Annotated in this window: 21 protein-coding genes; 1 reads left to right on the top strand and 20 read right to left on the bottom strand. The window is 34.8% G+C overall.

Features of this window, described 5'->3' with window-relative positions; all coding sequences use genetic code 11:
• Positions 1-56: 56 nt before the first annotated feature.
• The 8 genes from IGJ23_RS04175 to mltG all read right to left on the bottom strand — a co-directional run bounded on the left by IGJ23_RS04175 (position 57) and on the right by mltG (position 6,655).
• On the bottom strand, positions 57-1,004 hold the full coding sequence (locus IGJ23_RS04175) for a phosphoglycerate dehydrogenase (protein ID WP_053766087.1): 948 nt from the start codon (positions 1,002-1,004) through the stop codon (positions 57-59).
• A 128-nt stretch (positions 1,005-1,132) separates the two neighbouring features.
• The gene (locus tag IGJ23_RS04170) at positions 1,133-1,426 is read right to left on the bottom strand and encodes a HesB/YadR/YfhF family protein (RefSeq protein ID WP_010719716.1); all 294 of its coding nucleotides are present in this window, start codon (positions 1,424-1,426) and stop codon (positions 1,133-1,135) included.
• 12 nt (positions 1,427-1,438) lie between these two features.
• The gene (locus IGJ23_RS04165) at positions 1,439-2,104 is read right to left on the bottom strand and encodes a potassium channel family protein (protein WP_010719717.1); all 666 of its coding nucleotides are present in this window, start codon (positions 2,102-2,104) and stop codon (positions 1,439-1,441) included.
• A gap of 85 nt (positions 2,105-2,189) precedes the next feature.
• Complete coding sequence (locus IGJ23_RS04160; protein WP_010719718.1) at positions 2,190-2,822, bottom strand: response regulator transcription factor; 633 nt, start codon at positions 2,820-2,822, stop codon at positions 2,190-2,192.
• 6 nt (positions 2,823-2,828) lie between these two features.
• A complete protein-coding gene (gene liaS / locus IGJ23_RS04155) occupies positions 2,829-3,896 on the bottom strand; it encodes a two-component system sensor histidine kinase LiaS (protein ID WP_010719719.1) in 1,068 nt (355 codons plus the stop codon).
• A complete protein-coding gene (liaF, locus tag IGJ23_RS04150; protein WP_010719720.1) occupies positions 3,893-4,624 on the bottom strand; it encodes a cell wall-active antibiotics response protein LiaF in 732 nt (243 codons plus the stop codon). The genes liaS and liaF overlap by 4 nt, the downstream gene beginning before the upstream one ends.
• Before the next feature lie 230 nt (positions 4,625-4,854).
• Positions 4,855-5,334: a transcription elongation factor GreA gene (gene greA / locus IGJ23_RS04145; protein WP_010719721.1), complete on the bottom strand. Its 480-nt coding sequence runs from the start codon at positions 5,332-5,334 to the stop codon at positions 4,855-4,857.
• A gap of 142 nt (positions 5,335-5,476) precedes the next feature.
• Entirely contained in the window at positions 5,477-6,655 is a 1,179-nt protein-coding gene (gene mltG, locus IGJ23_RS04140) for an endolytic transglycosylase MltG (protein ID WP_010719722.1), read from the bottom strand.
• 196 nt (positions 6,656-6,851) lie between these two features.
• Between mltG and IGJ23_RS04135 the strand changes: the two genes are divergently transcribed.
• Entirely contained in the window at positions 6,852-8,021 is a 1,170-nt protein-coding gene (locus IGJ23_RS04135; protein ID WP_436628711.1) for a serine hydrolase domain-containing protein, read from the top strand.
• Positions 8,022-8,241: 220 nt separating this feature from the next.
• Here the strand turns inward: IGJ23_RS04135 and IGJ23_RS04130 are convergent, their stop codons facing one another.
• The 12 genes from IGJ23_RS04130 to IGJ23_RS04075 all read right to left on the bottom strand — a co-directional run bounded on the left by IGJ23_RS04130 (position 8,242) and on the right by IGJ23_RS04075 (position 23,687).
• Complete coding sequence (locus tag IGJ23_RS04130) at positions 8,242-9,186, bottom strand: NAD-dependent epimerase/dehydratase family protein (RefSeq protein WP_053766090.1); 945 nt, start codon at positions 9,184-9,186, stop codon at positions 8,242-8,244.
• 323 nt (positions 9,187-9,509) lie between these two features.
• The gene (locus IGJ23_RS04125; RefSeq protein WP_010738167.1) at positions 9,510-10,934 is read right to left on the bottom strand and encodes a lipopolysaccharide biosynthesis protein; all 1,425 of its coding nucleotides are present in this window, start codon (positions 10,932-10,934) and stop codon (positions 9,510-9,512) included.
• 9 nt (positions 10,935-10,943) lie between these two features.
• Entirely contained in the window at positions 10,944-11,915 is a 972-nt protein-coding gene (locus tag IGJ23_RS04120; protein ID WP_010719726.1) for a glycosyltransferase, read from the bottom strand.
• 80 nt (positions 11,916-11,995) lie between these two features.
• Positions 11,996-12,820 carry a LicD family protein gene (locus IGJ23_RS04115; RefSeq protein ID WP_034698873.1) on the bottom strand — a complete coding sequence of 275 codons (825 nt, stop codon included), beginning with the start codon at positions 12,818-12,820 and terminating at the stop codon, positions 11,996-11,998.
• Positions 12,821-12,958: 138 nt separating this feature from the next.
• Positions 12,959-14,395, bottom strand: coding sequence for an O-antigen ligase family protein (locus IGJ23_RS04110; protein WP_010738170.1), 1,437 nt, complete (start codon positions 14,393-14,395; stop codon positions 12,959-12,961).
• Positions 14,396-14,435: 40 nt separating this feature from the next.
• A complete protein-coding gene (locus IGJ23_RS04105) occupies positions 14,436-15,410 on the bottom strand; it encodes a glycosyltransferase family 2 protein (protein WP_438774642.1) in 975 nt (324 codons plus the stop codon).
• Entirely contained in the window at positions 15,403-16,464 is a 1,062-nt protein-coding gene (locus IGJ23_RS04100) for an NAD-dependent epimerase/dehydratase family protein (protein WP_438774641.1), read from the bottom strand. The genes IGJ23_RS04105 and IGJ23_RS04100 overlap by 8 nt, the downstream gene beginning before the upstream one ends.
• Positions 16,465-16,473: 9 nt before the next feature.
• Positions 16,474-17,175, bottom strand: coding sequence for an IspD/TarI family cytidylyltransferase (locus tag IGJ23_RS04095; protein ID WP_010719731.1), 702 nt, complete (start codon positions 17,173-17,175; stop codon positions 16,474-16,476).
• A gap of 234 nt (positions 17,176-17,409) precedes the next feature.
• On the bottom strand, positions 17,410-20,127 hold the full coding sequence (locus tag IGJ23_RS04090; protein ID WP_438774640.1) for a DUF5776 domain-containing protein: 2,718 nt from the start codon (positions 20,125-20,127) through the stop codon (positions 17,410-17,412).
• 12 nt (positions 20,128-20,139) lie between these two features.
• Complete coding sequence (locus tag IGJ23_RS04085) at positions 20,140-20,985, bottom strand: LicD family protein (protein ID WP_438774639.1); 846 nt, start codon at positions 20,983-20,985, stop codon at positions 20,140-20,142.
• Between the two features lie 252 nt (positions 20,986-21,237).
• Positions 21,238-22,278, bottom strand: coding sequence for a glycosyltransferase family 2 protein (locus IGJ23_RS04080; protein ID WP_438774638.1), 1,041 nt, complete (start codon positions 22,276-22,278; stop codon positions 21,238-21,240).
• 17 nt (positions 22,279-22,295) lie between these two features.
• Complete coding sequence (locus tag IGJ23_RS04075; RefSeq protein WP_010738174.1) at positions 22,296-23,687, bottom strand: sugar transferase; 1,392 nt, start codon at positions 23,685-23,687, stop codon at positions 22,296-22,298.
• Positions 23,688-23,869: the final 182 nt, after the last annotated feature.

Here is a 23,869-nt window from a genome sequence, read left to right as displayed (position 1 = left end):
GCAACGCTAGTCAAAGAAAGTCGTTTTTTAATGTCAACTATTTTTCTAAGTAAGGATCAATATCCTTTTTTTAACGCCACTTCATTTATCTTAAGCTCTTGATTTGTGACATAGCTTTTAAGATTGGCTAGAAAGATTGTCATTAACTTATTTTGAAAATCTGAGGTTAAGCCAGCGATATGCGGCGTAATCAATACTTGATCCATTTCCCACAATGGGCTTTTTTCAGGTAATGGTTCTTCTTCAAAAACATCCAATGCTGCAAAGGCGAGTTGTTCTTCATTTAATGCCTGAACTAAATCAGCTGTTTTTAAAGAAGCCCCACGTCCAACGTTGATGAATAACGCATGGGAAGCGAATTTTTTGAATAATTCATAATTAAAGAAGCCCTTAGTCTGCTCTGTCAGAGGCAAAATATTTACAATGATATCCATATCAGCTACTACTTTTTCCACTTCGTTTAAGGAATACGTTTGACTGAATCCTTCTACTGGATGCCCGGTAGTATTTATCCCATAACTGACCATAGAAAAGCTGTCTGCTTTCTCAGCAACCATCTTGCCGATTTGCCCCGTTCCGATGATCAATAATTTTTGTTTTTCTAATGGCTGATAATGGACATGAGTTCCTAACCATTCTTTCTTTGCTTGTGCTTTTTGTGCTTGGAACAGCCCTCGAGAATAGCCTAAAATCACTCCCATGATGTGTTCAGCTATTGATTCACTATGAATACCACTACCATTTGAAAGTAAGATCCCTTTTTCAGAAAATGCCGTTAGTGGTAAAGTGTCTACCCCTGCCGAGATCGAATGTACCCATTTTAACCCTGGAGATGCTAATAGCTCTTTTTCGTATTGGCGATTCCACCCTAAACTAATTTCAACATTCATCAAATCTGTAGGTTCAAGCTCAGTTTTTATGACATAATTAGGCGCTAATTCAGTCATTTTATCAATAAATTCTTGTCTAAATCCTCGATCTAAATAAATAATTTTTTCTGCCATCTTAGTTACGCATCCCTTCTATTACTAATTGTAATCAAGTGTTTCGTGACTCAGTCTTATGAAAAAAGAGGTAAATATAAAAAAGGAGTTTTCCAAGCTAATGGTAGCTAAAGAAACGCTCCTTTGTTTTATTGTTCTTTGAAATGATAAGTTGGCTCATTTAAAGATGCATCATAATCAACAACAAGATCATACCCCTTGAAAAACCAGTCATCTGCTTCTTCAATAAAAAACAGCATCCCGTCAATGGTTTCTTCTTTGATTGGTCGTTCAGGCTGTTCGACAGACATTCCGATAGAAAAACCATCATGTACTTCTGTCTTGCCGTAGACTTTCCCAAAAAAACGAATCCCATAATTTTCAGGGATGGTTACTTCCTCTTCGAACCATTTACGTGCATTATCTGTTACTGATAATTTCATTCCTGCATCTCCTTATTGATTCATTTTATCGTCTAATATATCTACATCTTCGGTTTCCCCAATTACTAATAAATTATCATTTTCTCTGACATATTCATCTGCTGAAGGTGAAACAACGACCGAACGATCAAAGCGTCGAATTGCTACAACTGTTAGATCATAACGTTGCCTAAAATTCAGCTCCGCTAATGTTTTATTAAAAAATTTGGGATTAGAAACTCGAATTTCTGCAAGAGAAAATTGATCCGATAGTTCTAAGTAATCCAATATATTTTTTGAAACAAGATTATGAGCAATACGAATCCCCATATCTCTTTCCGGGTGAACCACACGATCTGCTCCGATTTTTTCTAACACTCTTGCATGATATTCATTTTGAGCTTTAGCTAAGATGTTGGGAACTCCCATCTCTTTGACCATTAATGTAACGAGGATACTTGCTTGGATATCTTCACCGATTGCAATGATCACATGATCAAAATTTCTGATTCCTAGTGAACGCAATGTCATTTCATCTTGTGCATTTGCTACAACTGCATGAGTAGCGATATTCATATATTCATTGACTCGATCTTCATTGCTATCAATAGCTAATACTTCTTGTCCTGCTTCAACTAAGGTTCGGCAAATACTGCCACCAAATCGTCCAAGCCCGACAATTGCAAAATTTTGTTTCACTTGCTTCCTCCCTTACCTATTTTATTTAAGTATAGCAAAGGCTTTCTAAAAACGAAAGTAAGCTTTCTTTTGTAGAATAAACAATTTATTTAACTAATCCATGTTTGAAAGCATAAATAGCTGCTTGCGTTCGATCTTCTACTTCTAATTTTGCTAATATATTTGAGACATGGGTTTTGACTGTTTTTAAAGTAATAAATAATTCATCTGCGATCTCTTGATTGCTTTTTCCTTCTGCTATCAGCATCAGGATTTCATTTTCACGTTTTGTCAATTCTTCATGAAGAATTGGCTCGTTTCTCTTACTTATTTTTTCCATCATTTTTGTTGTTACTTCAGGTTCTAACACTCGTTCCCCTCTTTGAGTTGCTCTGATCGCATCTGCAATTTCATGAGCGGTAGAAGTTTTTAATAGATATCCCGCTGCACCAGCTTCAATGGCTGGATAAACTTTTTCATCATCGATAAAGCTGGTTACAATAATTATTTTTGCTTCAGGCCAGTCTTTTAAAATAGCTTTAGTTGATTCAATCCCATCCATTTCTTCCATAACAAGATCCATCAAAATCACATCAGGTCGTAATTCCATTGCTTTTTCATAGCCTTCTCGACCATTTTCTGCTTCACCGATCACTTGAATGTCTTCTTGAATCGATAAATAAGAGGAAACTCCTAAGCGAACCATTTCATGATCATCTACGAGTAATACTTGTATCATTTTCAATTATGCCTCCTTTATCAAAGGAACTTTGATCTCAATACTGGTGCCTTGTCCTTTAAAACTAATAATTTTAACTGTTCCACCAATACCTGCTACTCGTTCCCTAATATTATTTAATCCATAACTACCTGTTTTCGTTTCGTTCATATTAAACCCGGTACCATCATCAATCACTCGTAACAATAAGTTATTATTGATTTTGTGTAAATAAACTTCTAATTCATTTGCTTTAGCGTGACGTAAGGTATTGGATAATAATTCTTGCACGATACGAAAAAGATGATCTTCAATCGAATTGGACAATTTTACGTCTTCGATCTCCCATTTCAATGAAATTTGAATTTTATTTTGTAGTTCTTTTAATAATTGCTCAATTCCTTGTTTCAAACTCTTCTCCTCCAGATTCACTGGGCGAAGATGAAGTAGGAGCGCGCGCATTTCAGATTGAGAAGCATTGATGATATCAGCAACCATACGTAATTGTTTGCGAAATATTTCTGAACTATCTGTTTTTTCGGCTTGTTCTGTTAAAGCAGACATCATCATCATCGCTGCAAATAATTGTTGTGAGACAGAATCATGGAGTTCCCGGGCTAAACGATGCCTTTCTAGTTCTAAGATTTCCTCTCTTGTCTGTCCATCCACATACTGGGGTCTGCTAGTGATAATTTGTAGTTCACTAGAAACTTCAATCATTTTTTCTTTTATTTTGGTTATTTCTTTATCAATATCTTGTACATAAATATCATCATTTGCACTGGGAATGGGTTCATTCAAATGACTAGACTCATAATTACCAGAAGATAATGCTCTTAATTTTTCTTCAATTTTACCATACTTTGCTTTTTGGATAAGTGATACTATCAAAAAAACCACTAATCCGACACCTAAGGCAATAGCAAACAAATGAAAAATCAGCGGCACATACAATAGTCTTGCACTTAAAATGGCACGCCACCAATTCGTTTGGTTACTTGCATAAAAATAAGTGAACAACGAAAACAAGATGATTAAAAAAGAAGCCGCTGAGGCATAGATTGCCATCATTAATTTTGATAATCTGCTCATCATACACGTATCACCTCAACGTCACCAAGTAATGTATTCGTGATGATTTTTAACCGTCTTGGGTTTTCATCATAATCGTTACTATAAATTTTGATGGATTCATTTTTTAATGAAAATTGTTCCTCTTCAAATAAAACATTTCCAACAAGTGTCGCATGCTCTAAACTGATGGCAATCCCTAAAGGTACCAAAATTCTCGTTCTGCCAATTCCTTTTCGCACAATAACGATATTATCATCCTTTGGTAACAATGTATTGCCAAGATCAATGATCGTATCCCCTGAAATTAAAGCAATATTGATGTCATCCCATTCATAAACATCATTACCAATACGTTGATTTCCAAATAATTGTTGTTTTTTTCGTTCATTATTATGTGTTTTTAATTGATCGGTTTGTACCATGATCATCTGTTTCTTTCGCCAAAAGGTATTTTTTGTTAGATCAATCCCAGAAATTTCAACCCCTTTTAGTCCGATAAACAAGATCGCAAATACTGCCATCAACCATAGTGCAGGGCTATTGACTAAACTAAAGAAAACGATCAAACTCCCTATAATCAATTGAAAATTTCGAAATCCAGATCGTGGATATTTTCTTAATGCTAAATATATGTTCAATGCACCAAACAATACGAGAAGAAGTAATTCTACGTTGTTCACAATTTGCCAAACTGCAAATAGTAATAATAAAGCCTCGACTACGATAAAAAAACGCCAAGAACTATTCATCTTTATTCTCCTTTCATGCACATTCTCATTCTATCATAGCTATTTTTTTAGAAATATACTATAGGACTTGAGATGTAAAGTTTGTCCTAAGTCAAATGGTTCTGGACACTCATTCCTTAGAAAAATAAATAAGCCGAAGAATCCCAAAAATCGGAGAAACGATTTTCTGATTCTTCGGCTTATTGCTCAAAGTTGTAGATGTCACAACTTCATTTTTGTTCAAGTATTTCTTATGCTTGCTCTACTTTAACGATTTTAACTAACATATCGCCACCAGGGGTAGCAATCGTTACTTCATCATTGACTAATTTACCAATCAAAGCTTGAGCAATTGGTGAATCATTAGAAATTTTACCAGAAAATGGATCAGCTTCTGCACTTCCTACGATTGTGTATTCTTCTTCTTCACCATCCGGTAATTCAATAAATGTCACTGTCTTACCAATTGATACTTCATCTGCATCAACACCGTCATTGTCAATGATTTGAGCAAAACGAATCATATTTTCGATTGTTGTGATTCGTCCTTCAACAAACGCTTGTTCATCTTTAGCAGATTCATACTCTGAGTTTTCAGATAGATCACCAAATCCACGAGCGATTTTAATGCGTTCAATGATTTCTCCGCGTTTAACTGTTTTTAATTGTTCTAATTCTTCTTCTAGTTTGGCTTTGCCTTCTAGAGTCATCGGGTAAACTTTCTCAACCATGTATAACGTCTCCTTCTTGATCTATGGAATACCGCAAAAAGTAATCTTTTGAGGAATATAATCCAAAAAAGATTACCACGCTTTTCCTAAAATGTAAATGTTTTTCTATTTTAAATAAATAGTCGATGATACAAATACTATTCTACGAATTATTGACATATTTATCAACTAATTCCAAATGTTCTTCGTAAGTTTTTGCAAAATAAACATCGCCTTTTTTGATATCTGCCACAAAATAGTAGTAATCATTTTGAGTCGGCTCTAATACGGCTTCGATAGCTGCTTCACTAGGGTTATCAAATGGTCCAGGACCATAACCTGTGTTCGTATATAGATTATATGGAGAGTCGACAGCCGTATCTTTATAAGATACCGTTTCTTTGTGTTCTCCCAAGGCATATAAAACAGAGATATCTGATTGTAAAGGCATATCTGCCTTGATACGGTTGAAAAATACTTGGGCGATGTTTTTACGATCGTTTTCTTTTATCCCTTCTTTTTCAACTAATGAGGCCAACGTCAGGACTTCTTGAACCGTCATATTTTTTTGTTTGATGGTTGTAAAATAAGGCTGTAACACGCTATTTGTCTTGTTTACCATCTGAACGACTAAATCTTTCAACGACATTTTTTTGTAGTAATCATAAGTGGCCGGGAACAAATAACCTTCTAAGCGATATTTGACATTTTGAGCTTTGCTCGCACTGTCCAATAAATCTGGGAATTTTTTATAAAGCTCATTGAAAAACGTTTCATCTTTCATCAAATCTAAAAATTCTTGTTTATCTTTTCCAGTGACTTTCGCTACTCTAGCAGCAATTTGTTCAATGTCGTATCCTTCCGGTATCACGATTTTGCCATCTGCTACTTTAGTTGGCTCTGAGGTGCCACCTTCTTGCAATTGTTTTCCGATCTCATCCAAAGTCATATTTGGTGCCATTTGATAATATCCAGCTTGAAAGCCAGTCATATTTTTAAATTTAGTATAGTAATTGAACACGATGCCGCTTTTAATCACTTGATCTTGTTCGAGTATCTCACCTATTTGTTTATTTGATGAACCGCTAGGTATTTCAATTTGAACAAGTTGATCATTTTTAGGATCCAATGGTTTCAACCCGCTATCCACATAGCGGTAAATGGTGAATCCTAGGACGCCTCCTACGATTAGCAACGTCAAAACGATCACTAAAATGATTTTACCAACGATTTTTTCTTCTTTTTTTCGCAAATTTTTTCTCTGATTAATGACTGCATTCTTTTCAGCAGATTGGTCTGATCTGTTTTTTTTCTCTTCTGGACGTTGTTTGTTTTCTGACAAAACAACTCCTCCTTACTATCAACTTCGTAACTTCATCTATTATACATGATATTTTGATTGACGTGAATTAATTTATTTAAATATTCTATCAAAATTGTAAGTAGTAAATCAAATGAAAACAGATTAAAATTAATATCAATAAATACAATAGTTATTTTAACTATTAGCGAAAATGAAAGGACCTTATGACACAATGATAAAAAAAGGCAAACATGCAAAAAAAGGGTCATTTCCTTTTTTCTCTATCATTCTAGTATTGCTCAGTATCAGCGTACTTTCCACCGGTATGATTATAGGATGGAGTATTTATACGAAAGAACAAGCTAGAAATGATTCCGATTCACTATTACCTAAACAAACATTATCGCTTACACCTGAAGAAAAAAAATTATCAGAAAAAATCAACCACCTGTTAATTAAACATGATTACATTGGCTCAATTTATGTAAAGAAAAATAATCATGTGATTTTTGAGCGTGGCTATGGTTATGCGAACAAAGAAAATGATCAGTTAAACAGCCCTTATCTTTACTATCAAATTGGTTCGATTCAAAAAGCGATGACAGCTCTGTTAATTCTCAAACAAGTAGAATTAGGACACCTTTCTTTGAATACGAAATTGGCTAAGTTTTATCCTCAAATTCCGAATAGTCAAAAGATTTCCATTGAAGATCTACTTTATATGAGATCTGGGTTGAAACCTACAGCTAAACCTACTACCCCATTATCAGATACAGAAGTCGTTCAATTTGCGGTTCAACATCTAAAATTAGTTGACTACCATACTTATCGTTATGAACCATTAAACTTTACAATTTTAGCGGGTATTTTAATCAACTTAACTCACCAACCTTATGAAAAATTAGTAGAGAATGAGATTATCAAACCTTTGGATTTGAAACAGACCGCTTTTTATGATCAAGTCAAAAACTCTCCGCATCATGCCCTTTCCTATCAAATGTCTGCTAGTGATGATTACTGGAAGCCATTAACTGAATCGCAAACAGCGATCCATAATGAATTAGGGACTGGAAATATCAGTATGTCGGTGCTTGATTTAAATACGTTTTTCACTAAAGTTTTATCAGGTAAAATGATCCCACAGAAATTACTTTTTACATTATGGAAACCCAGTCCTACTGGCCACCCATATCGTGGTGGTGTCTATTGTGGTAATGATTATGTTTTGGCACAAGGCAACATCAATCGTTTCCATTCAGTCGCTGTTTTCAAACGTGATTTGAAAGATGCGGTTGTCATGGAAAGTAACGACCAATCAGATAAAAAAATAAAATTAACTGCTCTAGACTTGCGAAATCGAATTTATAATTTAATTGAAGGGTCCAAGATATTAGAAGAAAATTAATCCTGAAAACGAAAAAGATTATCGTCCCGAAAATTAAATACGTCATAGTTCAAAAATTTTTTTATTAAAAAAAGTCGCCATGTAAAAGTTAGAATATTATCTGACTTTTGCATGGCGACTGTATTTAGCCGACTATCATAGTTCTATTTCTCAAAGTTTAAGATTTCGTTCCATCCACTTTTCAAGTGTACGAATAAGAACTGTCGACTCTTATTATTCACTATATTTCAGTTTTTAAATAGCTTTTCATACCACTTAATACATCATATTTTGGTAGATAACCAATAGACTGAATCTTAGAAATATCTGCTAATGAATCGTGAATATCTCCTGAACGTTCTGGCTGATATTCTAAAGCTAATTCCGTCTCTAAAATTTGATCAATCGTCTGGATCAATGTTAATAATGTAGTTGCTTTTCCCGTTCCGACATTAAATTGTTGGCCTAAAGCCGATTCTTTGTTAGCTACCAGAAGTAAAGCTTGGATCACATCATCGATATAGACAAAGTCTCTTGATTGGCTACCGTCTCCATATAAAGTAAATGACGTTTTTTCTCCCGCTAATTGTTTTTTATAACGATCAACTAAGATTGAAATCACACCACTGTAAGGTGAATTTGGGTTTTGGTTTGGTCCGTAAACATTGAAGAAACGAACTGCACTTCCTGGAACATCATATAAATGACAGTAATCCAAAACATATTGTTCAGCTGCAAACTTATCGATTGCATAAGGGGTTAATGGACGAATAATGGATTCCTCTTTTTTTGGTAAAGTTGGTTCATCCCCATAAACTGCTGCTGAAGAACTAAATACGATTCGTTTTAAGTTTGGTTGATATTTCCGGACCAATTCTAACAGCATCAGCACACTTTCAAAATTAACTCGATGTGTTTCTACTGGTCGGGCAACCGAATCTGCCACACTAGCAACTGCCGCTAAATGGAAAATGTAGTCAAATTGATTGGCACGGATGATTTCTTCCATCAATACTGAATCCGCTACATCACCTTCGATGAACGTGATGTTTCTATCCATCTCAAGATTTTCTACTTTTCCCATTGATAAATCATCAACAACAATCACTACATTTTCTTTACCTAAGTGATTGGCTAAGGTAGAACCGATAAAACCAGCCCCACCGGTAATCAATATTTTTTCCACTATTTTCACTCCAATTATTGATTTACATAAAAGATAAGTTTAGTGTAACACGTTTATTCTGAGAATACTATCTTATATATATGCCCTAAATAGAGCGATCATAGACTAATTGTTCCCTTTCCAATAGTTATCTCCTGTCTAACAAGAAAACCATACCATGCATAAAATATTCTAATAGTAGATAATATTTTTCTTATTTAAACGCTGCTTCTTTGTTATTGCCTTGGCAGAAGTTGGTCAAGGATGTATTTCTCTATCACCTTTTGCAAGAATAAGGGACTGTGACAAGTCTTTTGTCACAGTCCCTCACTGTCTTCTTTATATTAATGATCTTTGACTAAGTATCGCAAATCTTTTAAGTCGCTCAAAAAACCACGATGGACAATCACTAAATAAATGATATATATCACAATATAGGCAACCATACTCATATAAGTGCCATCAAACCAAAGATTACTAAAAATGAATAATAAAGTTAGACAGGTTTCTAAAAACATTTTAGCACCAATTTTAATATTCATATCTCTACACAAGAAAAATTCAGCTAAATTACAACGGAATGCTAAACTAGCAAGTATTAATCCGACAGTTAAGTTTAAATTCCCTATGATGAAAATGACGAATAGAGAAAGAAGTAAGGATAAGGTCAACGTCAAGACGTTTACCATTAGAATCGTTTTTTCTTTACGCAATGTCTTCAAATAGGTATTGATTAATAAGGACATTCTTCCTTCATAGATAACGATTGGAAATAAGATCCCCATGAATCTTAAACTAACTTCATATTCAGGTAGCCACATGCCTAAAACGATTTTTGCTGGAATATAAAAAATCAAAATAGCATACGTCAAAGGAACAAATACACCTCTTAGTGTTTGAAATAAAGAAGAAAGACGATCTCGATTTGTTCTTCTTAAAAGCGGGAACATGACGATCCCCACCGCATTGATAAAGGTCAAAAACATATTAGAGATACTTAAAGTAAAAGATAATTTACCAAAAGTCTGGATTGACCATTGTTGTTGAACAAAGAAACGGATCGTACCCATAATTAACATACTGGCAATACTACTCAACATTAATTTGCTACCAATATTAATGTTATCTAAGATTTCAGGTACTAGTTCTTTTAGACCAATCATTTTAACTTGTAGCATATCTTTTATTCGGGTCATTCCCCAAATTGTAATCACTAATTTTGAAATGATATCCATAATGATCAACCAGTAAAATTCCCGCCCACCTGTAGCAAAATATATACCGATTAAGACAACATATAAATAGCGATCATTTCTTGATAACTGTGCATACTCTTTAATCCTATTTGTTGATTGGAAAATATAGAGAATAAATGTTTTAACGATAGTCACTACAGAAACAACAGCTGTCAAAATCAAGATCAGTGCTTGGTATTCTCCAGGCATAAAGAAGTAAGCCCATAAAATAACGAAAATCGAAACAAAAAATTCAAATATCGCTAAATACCAAAACTGCGATCCTAAAGAACGTTTATCAATGTCTTTGTACTCTTCTCCACCGATTTTCAAGTAAATACCATCAATCCAACCAAAATGTAAGAATCCTACATAAGAAGAATAAAAGACATAGAGTTGCCAATAACTATATTCAGTCACTCCTAATAATTTTGGAACAAATAAATTTAAAAGGACAGAAATACCTAATGTAGCAAAGTTAGCTGCTACGGTATAATATAGATTTTTTGCGACAGCTTTTGCTTTATGGTTCATGCTGATACCTCACTTTCCTGACTTATATTTTATAAGATGATAGATATCAGTACCAAAATAAAATTTACGCTTATAGCGGAAGAAAGAAGCAAGAATTGTTGATAACTGTTCCTTTTCTAATATAGCAATACGCATTTCTAGTTCATCAATCATTGACAAGAGCATTTTTTGTTTCTTCTCAAAATCATCTATATCAGTTAAATTAGCTAAATAGTTATTGGCTGCATGTACACGTTGCAATCTTCGTCGTAACGTATTTAGTCTTTTTTGGTAGGCTGTTACTTTGTTTGCTTGGTCAATTTCTTTTTTAAAAGAGCTTTGACCATGTTTACGCCATTCAATCAACGGTTTTCTTAAGAGAAATAACCCATTGCTTAAAACAGCACTTCCCCACATGGACATATCATGGACTGCATTCTCCATTCTTGAAGCATAAAGCATCACATTCGCAATAAAGCTTTGGCGAATAGCATAGACACAGCCTGGACGTCTTAGGAATAAGTTGTTTTCATTAAAAACCACTCGTTCTTCTGATTGTCCCTCTATTTTTTCTGTATCAACCCGTTTTAACTCTTCGGCTAAACCACCTGGCTCTACTAATTCATGATAATCTGATACTAAAACTTGAACTTGTTGATTCGCAAAAGTACGACTCATTTCTTCAATCTTTTTTTCATGCCAAATATCATCTTGGTCACAAGTAAACACAACATCTTTACTTGCTAAATCCAGCAGTTTAAAAAAGTTTTTTCGCCATCCAACGTTTTCTTCATTAACAATCAATTGCCAGGTAGCCTGTAACTGATTTTCTTCAATGAATTTTCGTACAATATTGACTGTCTGATCAGTTGAGCAATCATCTTTTATGATAACTTCATCAATTTTTTGAGATTGATTTTTCAAAGAATTGAGCTGTTCTATAATATTTTTTTCGCCATTATATGTAGCCATTACAACAGTTGTTTGCAGTTTTTCACGCATTTACTTCACTCCTTCTAAGATATAGTATTAAAGATGCTACTTTGTTGTTTCGTCTTACTTTTTGTAACCATTTCGAGAGGCTATTTTTCGTAAAAGTTATACGGATGGTGTGTCACGCGTTCATTTTCCGGTGGCATTGTCATGTAATCTCCGTAACGCAATGTAAGAAAATCTCCTCTATTTTTGATAGCCATTACTTTGTGTCCTTCAAATTCGACGTCTTCATATTCAGTAAACCATTGCGTTGGAAAAACACCCCAATCAATATGAATCCATTCTAAATAACCACATGTGTCCGTATCTCCAAATCGGATTTTTTTAGCAGCTTCTTGGTATTTTTTTTGCCAATAGACATTATCTCCGATTTTCAATAATTTTTTATGATGAGGATAACGCACTACTAATTTTACGACTGCTTTCAAAAAATCAAAGCTTCGAGCATAAGCTAATCCCAAAGTGTCCATTAAGTTTAGACGATAATTCTCTGTTGTCTCTCTTAGAGCTTGACGTTCTGTAGCAGAATCTGGAATGCCGTCAATAGGAAAAATATCAACAAAAACGCCTAAATCAGGTTCTTCCCCACTAAAAAACTGCTTTGTTTTAGCTACAGTTTTTGGGTCAATCACTTTTGCAAATGGATATCTAAAATTTTCTCTTGTTTCAAAGGACAACAACTTGTAATTTGTATCATTTTTTAAGATCAAAAGCAATTCTTCATAATCTGGTCGGGGCATCACGATATCAATATCATCATCCCAAGGGATAAAACCTTGATGGCGTTCAACACCAATCAGACTTCCATAAAATATGGTATATTTTAGGTTGTTTTCACGACAGATTTTATCAATATAAACTAAAATATCAACTGCTTTTTTTTGTACCTCTGCCATTGTTAATTCTCTCATAAGAAGTCTCCTATATCCAATTAAATTTTTTACTAACGAACGGGAATATTTATTTGCCTTTGATCATCAAATTGACCAATAATAGAAAATATCCTTGCATCCTTTGTTTCTCTGCAAGGATTTTTCCTATTACCTTAATTATTTTTCCAGTCTGTTCAATTGTTTTTGTTGATCGAAATCATATTGCAGTTTTCCTAAATACAACCAGAAAATAAATGTTGCAGAACGTCTAGTTAGTATAATTTCAGTAATCAATAAACTAGAGACTAAGATGATCAACACAATTTGATTATCTATCAGAAATTCTAGATAATTTTTTTGCTTTGTAGCAAATAGAATCCGCAAAGACTGCCACATTTTTGATAGTAAAAACAGGACAAAAACAATTGTTCCAGAGATACCAGTTGCTGCTAATAGATAGAAAAAGGCACTGTGAGGTGTTTGCCCAGTTTTAGCAATATGAGTCTCTGGGATTTTAGCTTTGGCAATTGCCACAAAACCTTTTGGTGTTGTTCCGAAAATGGGTTCAAGTCGCATCAATTCAGTTGCACTTTTCCATAAAGCAAAACGACTGTTAGAAATATCTTTATTTTCAACAACATCCGGTCTTTCGGTAGTGACCAATTTTTCGTCAGGAATTTTTTTCTCTGAATCTTTTTCAAAAAAGTCAACGACCTTAGGACTTGTGATTTCCACACGGTTTGCTACATTGACGTAACCTGTTTTCATCAATGATACGCCACCAAAAACAACGGCTGAACTAATCGCAGCTAGGACTGTTGCTCCTACTACTTTCAATACTAACGATTGATTTTTTTTCGACTGATAAAATAAGTAAAAGAAGAAAACACCAAAAAAGGCCGCAACTACCAATTGGATCATACCAGATCTTGAACCTGAGAGAGAAATATAGCTAAATTGAACAAACATAACAAAAATAGAAAGAACTTTCACCCATAGCTTTTGATTAAAAATAGCTTTTCTAAGGGCAAAAATAATACAAACCAATGAAATAGTTGTCGCATAGTTTGGATCAACAAAAATCCCATAAAGACGATTTTCAAAAAAACCGATTCGCATGCCATAATACAATGATTTAACTGGCGTAGAAAAACTTACACGAGCAAAAAACAAATAAAGAGAAAATAGGACAAGTGCAGACCAAACAACTAAAAGAATCGTTTCAAACACAGTAAATAGTTTTTTGTTATTTTCTCTTCCCACTTCAAATACACAAAAGAAAAAGATACATTGCCAAATAATCAGTTTGATGTTTTCCGTGAAAGCATATTCTCGATTCAACAATGTACTGATTGCTAAAATCACTATAAAAACAATTAACCAATATTCAATTTTTATTTTCTTTTTTTCGAGAATCATTGGTAAAAAGTGGCTAAGGAAAATGACTCCTGATAATAACATGATAATCATCGAAAAGATGGAATCGATTTTTGGTGGTAGTGTGGAATAAACACTAACCATCCGACAGATTAAGACAAGCTCAAAAAAAACAATATAGGGCAATGCTATTTTTTGTCCTATACTATGGAATTGCTTTGAAAATTTAGTAAACATTTTATCCTCCATTAGTATAAAAGATCAATCACCGTAACGGTTAATCTTTAGTTTTAGTTATATGTTTCCTTCTAAATTCTACTGGAAACTTATATAAATGTAAGCTAATCATTAAGAGTAATGTAGAAAACTTACGACTCTTGGTAAAAATCTCATTCTCCATAATGAATCGAAAGTTATGTCTTAAATAACTTACGATTTCTTTTGTTTCCGGACGATCCGTTACGTTTGCTACTATAATCTTATCGAGAACTAAAAAGTTAGCAAAACAAACACGTTGATGTGCTGCTTTTTTGATTTCTTGACTTCGGTCTTTGAGCTTTATTTCATTGTTTTCCCAAGCTTCAATAAATTCAAATTGTTTTTCTGAAAAACTTTCTGTATTGATACTTCCAAGACGATGATAATAATAGTACTTTTGTTCAGAATCAATGGCTACTTTGTGGCATTGATTCAATAAATCTACAATAATAAAAGAATCTTCATGATATTTCCCCTCTGGATAGCGGATAGTTGAAAACAGTTCTCGCTTATAGAGTTTGTTCACTGCATGAACAGAGATGATATTTCCTTGTAAAATTAATAATAACGCTTCTTCAGCGGTTACTGTTTTTTTGATTGTGGGTTTGATTATCGGATCTTTTCCCTCGTAGACATCATAAATACCACAGATCGATAAGTCTGCCTCTTCTTTGATGATTGCTTTATATAAAAGTTCATACATATCTTCTGCGATATAGTCGTCACTGTCAACAAAGCCCAAATATCTTCCTTTGGCTACCTCGATTCCCGCGTTTCTTGCGCTACTCAATCCACCATTTTGTTTGTGGACGACCCGTACACGAGCATCCTTCTTTGCATAGTCATCACAAATACGTCCACTATTATCAGGTGAACCGTCATCCACTAAAATCAGTTCAAAATCGGAAAAAGTCTGAGCGAGAATGGAATCTACACATTTTTTTAAATATTTTTCAACTTTATAAACAGGTACGATGATACTAATTTCACACATGTATTTCATCCTTAACTAACTGTACTGTATGCTTCAGTGATTCTTCTAGACTAAAGATCGGGAACCAGCCAGTATCTTTAATTTTTTCATTATTTAAAATAGCCGTATTTGCTTTAGAAAAGCCTTGTTGTTCAATTGCATCAGGTAATTCAAAAATGACCTGTTTCCCACTAATTTCAGCAAGTTTTTGAGCAAGATCTTTTAGATGCAAATCAAAACTGTCATTAGAGATGTTATAAGCTTCTCCATTCTGACCGTGAATAAGGAGATGAAGCATCGCTGAAACAGCATCACCTACATAAATATAGGAAAAATACTGGTTTCCTTCACTCTTTAATACAATATCTTCTTCATGCACTGCATTCAAGATAAATTGAGAAGAAGCCTTAGAGTCAGATAACAACATCGTTGGGCCAAATGTACGGCATAATCTTGGAATCACAATATCTAATTGATGCTTCGCAATATATGCCTGACAAAGGGACTCACTGACTCTCTTACCTTCCGGATAGCCGGCACGTAAAGTATTGCAATCAATATAACCACAATAATCTTCCGAAAACTTTTCAACGTCTCCACGATTTTCGCCATAGATCTCTACAGTTGAAAGGAAAAGCACTCTTTTCGGTTCTGTTGCTACAGCATGTTTCAATACTTGTTCTGTACCTGCAAGATTCGTCATAATCGTGCCAATTGGATCGGTTGCATAAGCTTTTGGATGGGTATTGCTTGCACCGTGGATGATATAGTCAGCCTTAATAGAAAAAGGCAACGGATCTGTCACGTCTCCTTCGATGATCTCAAAATTTTGATCAGAGATATACGGAGAGAATCGTTCTTCCAATCTTTGACGATTTCTTCCCATTGCATATACTTTAATATTAACCCCTAAATACTGGTTTGCTAACATTAACGTATCGACTAAAAAAGAACCAATCATACCTGAGGCACCAATCATGAGTAAAGATTGACCATCCAAACTTTTTAAATCAGGAGTATGTTCGACTACCTTCAGCAAATCATCTTTATATAGTGGATTATTTATTAAAGACATCCTCTTCACCTAATCTTTCATTTTTAAATATGCTTTGAAAAGCTCTAAATCATCGGTTGTGGTCAATTTGATATTTTTATCAGAACCAGCCGCAAAATACAAGGTTTCACCTAAGTCCACCATCATCGTATTGGTATAAGATGAGTCTGTCATCCCAATATTTTCTTTGACCGCCCGATTATAAGCAGATAGTAATTTACCATATTGATATGCTTGTGGTGTTGAAACACGTCGTAACGTATTACGATCCACATATTGTTGTGTCGTTTCTTCGGTTTTCTTAATAAAAATCTGTTCATTATACGGTAATGAAGTCACACCATTTCCATATTCCTTACATTTCACAATCACATCTGATAGGACGAGTTCATCCACCAATGGACGGATACCGTCATGAATGATAATTGTGTCATCATCCTCTGAATAATCTTTTAAAAATTGTACACCGTTATTGATTGATTCTTGTCCTTTAGATCCGCCAGTAATCACCCATTGGACTTTACTGATATTGAACTCTTTGATATAAGCCCACATGGTTTCTTCCCAACCTGATTTACATACAACAAGAATTCGATCAATCTGTGGATGGTGTTGGAATGACTCCAATGTATAAATAATGATGGGCTTCCCCTCGATATTAATAAATTGTTTTGGTATATCCTGCCCCATTCGTTTGCCAACGCCACCGGCAATAATTATAGCTGTAATCATATGAGATAAATTCCTTTCTTTTATGTGTATTTATACTAAATAGGTATTGAAAACTTGCCTATTATTTCACTATCCGTTCAATAAAAACCATATTTAACCTTTTACATTTTCTCACAACTGCCAATAACTTTCAATGTTTTCCACTGAGCCTCGGTGAAATATAAGTATTATACAAAAAAACAACACATCAAAAGAATGATAGAACATTCGATTGATGTGTTGATTTATTTATTTTTAGTTTACTTTTTGAACATACTTTTTATTTGCAGTCACATAACCATCAGCTGTTTTTAATCGTGGAAGTCCTGATGGGGTATATTCGATTGATTGGATCTCTACGATCGTTCCTTTGCTAATTGCTGCTCCTTTTTGCGTAAAACTGAGATCTTTATAGTAGTAATCATTCATCAACAGTTGAACTCTTTTAGGATTCGTCACAAAATAATTATCATTTGCATTCGCAGCAGCTGTAACATACCCTTTATTAGCTGTAACATATCCCTTATTGGTTTTTAATCGTGGGATTCCACCAGCTGTATACTCGATACCTAAGACATCGATCACCGTACCTTTCGAAATCGGGGTACTTGGTTGTTTAAAGTCTATGTCAGAATAATAGCGATCATCCCTCAACATAACAATTTTTCTTGGATTTTCGATAAAGTAATTATCACTGTCACTCACTAATTGTGTTACATAACCTCTATTAGCTGTCAAATAGCCTTTTGCCGTTTTTAACCGTGGGATTCCACCACTTGTAAATACCACATTTTGCACTTCAATCAATTCATTTTTAGAGACTGCCTCCCCTTTTTGACTGAAATTGACATCATGATAATACGTATCATTTGTCTTCATGACCACATATCCTGGATTACTATAATAATAGTTTGAGATATTATCTGGCACTTCTTGCACATACTCTTTATTAGCCGTCAAATAGCCATCGGGCGTAAGCAATCGTGGTACTTGACCTTCACGGTATACGACACCTGTAACAGATACAAGCGACCCTTTCGTCACTGCTTTTCCTTTATGGAGAAAGTCTGTGTCTCGATAGTAAGTATCATTGGCTTTCATGACGATTCGAACAGGGTTTTTCGTATAGTAATTATCAATTGATGCTACAGTTGCGATCACGTAGTCTCTATTTGCTGTATAAAAGCCTTTATTTGTTTTTAATCGAGGTATCCCACTCTTTGTTTTTTCAATTCCCGTTACTTTGATGACCGTACCAGCTGAGACTGATTCTCCTGGTTTTGTAAACTCGACATCTTGGTAAAAACGATCATTTGTCTGAGCAATGACTTGTCCTGGATTTGTCATATAGTACATATCAGAGATATCACGATACTGTTCGACCAAATTTTTATTTGCAGTCAAATAGCCATTTTTTGTTTTTAATCGGAAAATACCAGAGTCCGTGTAAGCCAAGCTTTCTACTTCCACCACTGTACCTTTCGTGACTTTATTCAAACGCTGGGTAAAAGCTGTATCTGCATAAAAATAATCATCGGTCTTCAAACGGACTTTTTTAGGATTCGTTGTAAAATAAGAATCAATATTGCTTTGAGCCGCTACAACATATGATTTATTTGCTGTTAAATAGCCGTGATCTGTAAATAAGCGCGGAATCCCACTAGCAGTTGTTTGAATACTCTTCACAGTAACTAAAGTATTTTCCTTAACAGTCATTCCAGGACTGGTAAAATTCACATCATTGTAAAAACAATCATCCTTCTTGACGATGACTCTTCCAGGATTGGTCGTATAGTAATTATTTAGATCAGGTCCGGTTCCTGTATTTGGTCTTCCAAAAAAGGAACTGTAAATCATCGACATGTCAAAAGGACGAGATTGATAATTTGCCAAACCTGGGAAAAACATTTGAGACGACCACTGCCAAGCACCATAATCATTGTTCCACTGCATCGATTGTGTTGGTGTATAAGGATATTGTGCGACCCATATACGTTCTTTATTAAAGGGAGCAGGATTGATGTACCCACTATCTAGCCAACCTCTACTAAGATATAGTGCAGCATTAGAATACCCAAGATTTTTTAGTTGTTGATTGAAAGCCAAAGCATTTTTTTGTGTATCACGTCCTTCGGAAATCAAGTGCGGATCTTCTGCATCATCAAACATGATCGTATTTTTGGGCAAACCTAATTTTGACGCTGCTTGTACAAAATATTTTGCCTCTGCCTGAGCTGTTTGAACAGATGTATACACGCTGTAATGATAAGCAGACACACTGAGCCCCGCAGCTTTAGCATTGTTGATTTGGCTTTGCGCATACGGGTTAGTATATGATGTTCCTTCGGTGAGCTTGACGGTTACTCCCGTTACCCCGTAACTTTTGATTTTTTGATACTCAGCAACAGAGATTGTCCCATTCCAACTAGCGACATCAATGAAGTCTTTTCTTGGTAAATTGGGATTATCTGCATATACATTATCAGGATGCAGCGTTCTCGACATAATCCCATACTGATTTCCAGACGGTTGCATGGCATAAGTACCTTTTTTATGATTTGTCCCTCTTTTCCCGAGTTCAGCATCTTCTCTTGGATCAACTTGATTGGCATCTGTCTGGTCCTGGGTAGAATCACTCGTAGAATTGGCGGTCTCGGAACCCGAAGTGCTGGTACTTTCTTGAGTGGGGATTGTCGAGCTGCTGGTCATACTGGATTCTGTCGAAGAAGTCTCAGCCGTAGATGTTTCCGTAGTTGTCGAACTATCCGATTGTTTTGTATCGTTAGTTGTGGTAAGTGTTGCTGAATCAGACGAGTCGTTCATTTGCTTTTCTTCAGTTCCCACTTCATTCATAGCCTTCTGTTCTTGACTAGATTGAGAAGTTTTAGCTATATTTTCAATTGCATAAGTATTGGAAATAGAGCTATTTAATAATAATGTACATAAAAGTACACCAGAAAAAATCCGTTTCATCTCTTTTCTCCTTCATACTGTATCGTTTACTTTGTAAGCTTTTTTAGTATCAACAAGAACAGCTTCATGATGAGGCTGTTGTTCTTCTTCAGGGGGCAATTGCATGTAGTTACCAAAGACATGTTTCAAATAGCGGTCATACCCAACAGGAATTGGCATTTTTGTCTCTTCAAAGGGAACAACAATCGCTGATTTAAAATCTTCCAAATGGTAAATATTTCCCATATATTTAGGTCCGACACATAATTCTGTGACATAAGGTGTCGATCCGAATGAGTACTTACTCATTTGTTTTTCTGCAAAACGCCAAATCTTATAGCGGATTTTGGGCGAAGAGAACGTACTTAAAAGCACCTTGCTACCTGTTGCCATCATTCCCCCATGTTTTTCGGGCACAACCTGAGAACAAAACAATGCATAAACGAGCGCCCACATTTTTTGGATTTTCCGTTGCGCACTTTTTTCAGGCGCACCGTCCAAAGGAAAAATATCAATCGGTATACCATGAGGAATAGCCATTCCTTCTTGATACGTTTTGACAAATGTGGTATTTGCATCTCGAATGGTCATAAATGAATTATGATCATTGTAATTCTCAGAAGCAACCAATAGCGGATAGCGTTCAACATCAGCATATTTTGGCCATAGTTCTTTTATTTTTTCATAATCTTGTCTAGGCATAAAAAAATCCAAGTCATCATCCCAAGGAATAAAACCTTGATGACGGATAGAGCCAATACAGCCACCGCCACAAAAATAACAAAGTAGGTCGTGTTTATTACAAAAATCGACAAAATATTGAGCGATTTCTAACACTACCTGCTGGACATTTCTTAATTCAGGATCATTACTATACATACTTACAGCTCCCTCTGTTTTTATTTTATCATAACTATTTTTTTATCCGAAATAGAATCTGTCTAAATTTGCAAAAAAAGAGTGTGGGTCAAAAGGAAAACCTAAAGACCCAAACTCGAATAAATAGTGTGTTAGAAGAAACTTTTATCCTAACACTTTTATAAATGTGAGAATAAAGCCATGACAGCTGTCACTGCTTTTTTATTTCGATTGAAAAGCAAATGATATCACCCTGCTATTCCGGTCGCTTATTTAATACACTCGTTTTAGTGTTGCCATCAATCCTGGCATCTTTATTTCAACAAAACTTCCGATGCGTACAGCAGTTAAAAAGAATGAACAAGGCAGGTTATACAATTGTTTCGTTACTTTTTTTACTGTAGAGTCGGTGCAAGCAATTTTTTTCGCCTCAACAATAGTTGGATCCGTTAATATTTGCTTTGCTTCAGCTTTTTTTTCTTTTGCTGTCCGTGTCGAAGTGCCATAGATAGAAAAGATGACCGACGTCGTTCCTTTTAAATGGAGAGCTGCCATTCCTGGCTTATCGACTTCATTCGTCACTTCATTTGCTAATTGGTAGAACTCTTTGAAGGTACTAAATTTATTGGGACGGTACTGATTCGTGATTCCTTTGCCACCTTCAAATTCATAGATATAAGAAATTTTCGGGTTCATCAGGACATTTTGACAATATTTATAATAATGCAAATTAAAAATACGGTCTTCACAGCTATTGTATCCTTTAAAAAGAAGCTGATTCTGTTTTAAAATATCCCTTCGATAACATTTATTCCAAACTACATACATCAACTGATCGTTCATTAATCGATACATGTCTTTTATAAAACAATCATGACTTTGATAATGATGCTCCGTCACTAAATTTTCTTTTTCTGAAATAATCTGTTCTCCGTCCATCGTTCGAAAGATAAACGAACTAACGATCAAATCGGTGTCTGGATGTTTAGCTAAAAGCTTGTCATAATCAGATAAAACTTCTTTTTTCGGCGTATCATCCGCATCAAAAAATAAGATGTAAGTTCCTTGGGCTTGCATAATCCCTTCATTTCTTGCTAAACCAGGCCCTTGATTAGCCGTTGTGATCAGTCGAAATTTAGGGTCGTTCTCAATAAGTCTCGTAATGATTGCTTCCGTTTGATCTGTCGAACCATCATCGATTAACAAAACTTCATAATCAGTAAAATCAAATTCTTTTAAAGATGCGATCGTACGAGCAATCGTGCTTTCAGCATTATAAATGGGTATGACGATACTAAATTTTGGGTTACTCATTTTTCACTACCTCTCAACTAGCGAAAGATTTTCTCTTTTGGAAAAGCAATCTCTGCCAATGAATGAACATTCTCATCTTCTTCCAAGCCTTGAGAAGACATCTTATCAAAAAGAATTTTAATGGTTTGTAATAATATTTTTAAATCGAGCAATAAAGAATATTTCTTGATGTAAAGTAAATCAAACCGTAATTTACTGTTGTAATCTGATACGTATTTCCCATAAACTTGCGCATAACCCGTTATCCCAGCACGTACATTGTGTCTCAAATAGTAATAAGGATTTTCCGCATTGAATTGATCAACAAAGAAAGGACGTTCTGGTCGAGGACCAACGATCGACATGTCTCCCTTTAATACATTAAAGATTTGTGGTAATTCATCAAAACGAACTGCTCGGATAAATTTACCCACTGGAGTGACACGAGCATCGTTGCTCTTAGCCAAAACAGGTCCTGATTTGGCTTCTGCAGTCGCAGTCATCGAGCGAAATTTATAGATTGAAAATTCTTTTTGATTTTTAGTGATCCGAATTTGTTTATAAATAACCGGACCCGGTGAAGTAACTTTTACTAAAATAGCAGTTAATAACATGAAAGGTGAGGCTATGATCAGTAAAATCAACGAAACGATAATATCAAACAACCGCTTGAATAATTCATATTCTGGTGGAATCCTGAAGCCTGAAGCTTCAATAATACTTTCATCTTCAAAGTTCATGATGTTTGGATTGATCATCGTTAAGTTTTCAAATGTCGTATTGAGAAATAATTTCTTCTCATTTTTTGTCACTAGTTGATAGATTTTTACTTTTTCTGCTTCTTCAATATGTGAAGCCAGATAGACGATATCCATTTGATCAATCATTTTTTTCACATTTTCATAGTAGTGATCGATGACAACCGCTTCTACTTTATGCTTATTATTTTTTTTAGAACTGAAATTTTGTATGGCCGGTGCCACATCTTTTTCTGATCCAACGATCACGACTTTCTTATCACGACTGACTTTCAAGTACAACTTATAGATTAATATTCTGTAAAGACTCAATAAAATGGTCGCTAGCACAAATGACAGTAAAATTACGCCTCGTGGGAAAGCAAACCAGCGTCCAGCAAAGGTGACGACCATGATCCCCAATGTCATTAAGACTTGACCAATAACCGTGACAAAAACGATATCGCTGACCGTTCGATTATAAAAAACATATACGCCCAATAAGATATTCAAGGCAATAAATATAACAGAAATAAAGATTGCTGAATGTTGAAAAGTTTCAAAATTCCGCATGGGTATTTCCCCATGAAATTTCAGTAAGAAACTGCTATATATGGCTACATTGTACATCAAAACATCCATTAAAATAATGAATATTCGTCTTGCAGCACTCCATTCCCCATTTTTATTCATATATACACTCCTAATCACAAAATAATGCACCTATTATCTTACCATAGCAGGGTTTAAAAGCCTAGTGAATAAACAAATTGTAACAGAATTACAAAAAACTACTGCTCTACAATTATAACGCTTGCTTTTAATATCTCATTTTACGAAAAAAAAACTACCATGCTTTCTTAACTGATTGCATG

It is taken from the genome of Enterococcus sp. DIV1682a, assembly GCF_051711005.1.
GTDB lineage: Bacteria > Bacillota > Bacilli > Lactobacillales > Enterococcaceae > Enterococcus_B > Enterococcus_B hirae.
Note: the sequence above shows the minus strand (reverse complement) of the source record. Positions and strands in the feature narration are given on the sequence as shown.